Genomic DNA, 3,214 nt, shown 5'->3' with positions numbered 1-3,214 from the left:
CCCTGCCCAGCGGTCTGATCCGGATGCCGGCCGGGCCGTCCCGCCCGGCCCCGCGGACCGCCCCGCAGCCGCGCCACGGCGCGGACCCCGCCGGCACCGGTCACCGTCCGGCCGCGGACCGGCCCTCGCCCGGGCCCGAGCCCCGCAGGCCCGAGCACCGTCTCCCCGAGCCCGGCCGGCCCGACCGGACCCCCGGGCCCGACCACCCGGCCGACCACGCCGCGCCCGACCACGCCGCGCCCGACCGCACCGCGCCCGACCGCACCGCCCCCGATCACGCCTCCGACCACGCTCCGGAGCACCGGCCGGCCGACCCGGACCGCCCGGCGACCGCCGACCGTCCGCACGGCCCCGGCGGGCTGGTCGAACCCACCCACCACGACCGTGCGCGGGTGGAGAACGCCGTCCCGCGCGACGCCGACGGCACACCCCGGCGGCACCCGGACCCGGAGGGCGACTGGCCGCGCGCCATCAACGGCGACGACCCGGACGCGCCCGGCCGCCGCAACAACTGCGTCGACGTCGCCCTCGCCACCGTCGACACGTACTCCGGCCACCCCACGCCCGCCGCCGCCCGCACCCCCGACCACGACGCCGACGGACGCCCGTCCGACCGCGGCGAGCGCGGCGGCCGCGACCGGATCGAGAACGCCCTCGGCGGCAGGTTCTCCGACCTGGGCGACGGCCCGTCCGCCTACCGGCGCCTGGAGGACACCCTCCGCCGCGAGGGCCACGGCTCGCAGGCCGTCATCATCACCCGCGACGCCGACGGCCGCGCCCACGCCTGGAACGCCGTCAACCACCAGGGCCGGATCACCTACGTCGACGCCCAGACCGGCCGCCGTAGCAGCCGGCCCCTCCACAGCGGCGACCACGGAGTCTTCGCCGTCCCGCTCGGCCCGGACCGGCGGCCCGCGGCGCCCGCCCCCGCCGGCGACCACCGCACGCCGGACGGCCGCACCGACCGACGGGCGCCGGAGGAGGCGGCCGGCACCAAGCGCACACCCGACGCCGACGACTACGGCGAACGGCTCGCCGGTGACCACGACCCGACCGAGGACGGGTACATCAAGGACCCGCCGGCCCCGGAGAACAACCGGGCCGGCCACGAGTGGCAGGCGCTCGCCGACTCGCAGCAGGAGCCCTTCGGCAGCTCGGAACTCGGGCAGATGGTCGAGGCGGCCCGGGCCGACGACGCGTTCTTCCAGCACTACGCCGTGCCGAACTCGGTCCTCACCCGGCACCCGAACGTCGCCAACCTCCACGAGAGCGTCCAGGCCAACTACGCGGCGTTCCGGTTCGTCGTGGAGCCCGGCGGCACCGAGCAGGTGCTCATCTCCCGGAACTGGCCGGCGCGCGTCAACTCCGTGCCGCCGGTGGCGGGCCAGCCGTGGACGAACGCCGGGCACTCGGAGAAGGTGGCCACCGAGTACCTCAAGCACGTGCAGCAGAACCTGACGCCGCCGCAGCGGGTGAAGCTGCTGGAGGTCTACTCCGAGCGGGCGCCCTGCAAGCAGTCCGGGTGCGCGCGGATCCTCTACACGACCTTCGGCAAGGTGCGGGTCGCCCACTCCGTCCCCCATCCGGACGACGGCACGAGCGCCGACAAGATGAAGGCGCAGGTCCAGAAGATCGTCAAAAACCGGGCGCAGATCATGGCCGAGGACCGCCGGTACTATCCGTCGGGCAACCCCGCGGCCCCGCCGCTGCCGCCGCTCCCGGCCGGCAGCGCCGCGCCGGCCGGGCCGCAGCCGGCAGCCGGCGACGCCGACCACACCGAGGAGTGAACCCCCGTATGCGATTCCACCTGGCCGGACGCCGGGCCGCGGCAGAGGAGCTGGCGGCCTGGCTGGAGCGGCGGGACATCAAGGACGGGGTCCGGCTGGTCACCGGCGGTCGCGGGTCCGGCAAGAGCTGGCTCCTCGCCCGTACCGCGCTCGGCGCCGACGAGGAGGCCCGCGCGTTCATCCCGGCGGAGGACGGCCCGCTGCCGCCGGTGGGGGCCTTCGAAGGCGTCGCCGACGCAGACGGCGAGACCGAGGGGGAGTGGCTGCGGGCCCTGGCCGACACGATGGGTGTGGGTGGGGAACTGGACGGCGACGCCGACTACGCGCAGCTGAGCCGTGCCCTGGAGGCCTCCGACCTGCCGCAGGCGGTCGTGCTGTCCGGCGCTCCCGGCCGGCTGCGGGCCACCTCCTCCCGCCGGGACGTGCCGCAGCTGGTCCGCGCGCTCCTGGACCCGGCCACCATGGGGCGGGACGGCAGCGGGTACAGCGCGCTGCTGCTCGCCGAGGTCGGGCCGGAGGCACTGGCCGGGCTGCTGGAGCGGTACCCGCGCCTCGCCCGGTCGGTGATCGACCTCGACGTGCCGCCGTACGCCCCGGAGCGGACCGCCTTCGAGGCGTGGGTGCGCAGCCTCCTGGAGGTGCCGGACTCGGCGTACGCGGACCGGCCCGCCGACGCCGCCGCCGCGGCGGCCGAGGTCACCGCGGCCGCCTGGCCGAACTTCCTGCTGGCCGAGGTGCTGGCCCTGGAGATCCGGGTCCGCGGCACGGTGGAGCCCGGACTGCCCCGGACGCTGCGGGAGGCCTGGGAGTACGTCATGGCGGCGTTCGGCCCGGCCGAGCCGCGGGTGCGCCAGCTGCTCGCCCCGCTCGTGATGGCCGAGGGAGTGCTCGGTATGCCGGACGACCTGCGGGTGCAGGCGGCGTCCGCGGTCCGCGGCCGGGACGTCGCGCCCGGCGAGCTCCAGCAGGTCGAGGAGGCCGTCGGGGCTTTCGCCGTGCACGAGTTCACGGCCGACCCCGTCGTCGGCGGCGAGCCGACCGTTCGCCACGCCCGGCTGCGCGACGCCGCCCTGGCGGACGCTGCGGAGGCCGCGTACGGGGCCGGCGCGGCGGAGGTGCAGCGGCGGCTCGCGGCGGTCGTGCTGGGCAGGTTCCCCGACGACGTGGCCGCCGTCGCGGCGGGTCGCGCGCCGGATCCCGCCGAGTCGTATGCGACGCGCCACGGAATCGGGCACGCGCTGGCCGGCGGAGTGCTGGACGCCTGGCTCGCGGACGTCCGCGTCCTGGCCCTGGGCGACCCGCAGGCCCTGGCCGAGGCGGGGGGCCCGGCGGTGGGGGGGGCGCGCGCGGGCGGCCCGCGCCCGTTGGGGGGGGCGGACGCGGGCCCGGTCCAGTCGCCGTGGCCGAGGAGGTGGATCCGCGGGTCG

The 3,214-nt window shown here is 77.7% G+C and carries 2 protein-coding genes; both read left to right on the top strand.

Features of this window, described 5'->3' with window-relative positions:
• Positions 1-1,787: toxin glutamine deamidase domain-containing protein (locus ACFV0G_RS07420; protein WP_380543101.1), on the top strand; the 1,787-nt coding region annotated here is incomplete at its 5' end.
• A gap of 8 nt (positions 1,788-1,795) precedes the next feature.
• On the top strand, positions 1,796-3,214 hold a 1,419-nt coding region (locus ACFV0G_RS07415; protein WP_380543098.1), incomplete at its 3' end, for a hypothetical protein.

Source organism: Kitasatospora sp. NPDC059571, from assembly GCF_042735675.1.
Lineage (GTDB): Bacteria > Actinomycetota > Actinomycetes > Streptomycetales > Streptomycetaceae > Kitasatospora.
This window is presented reverse-complemented; position numbering and strand designations above follow the sequence as displayed.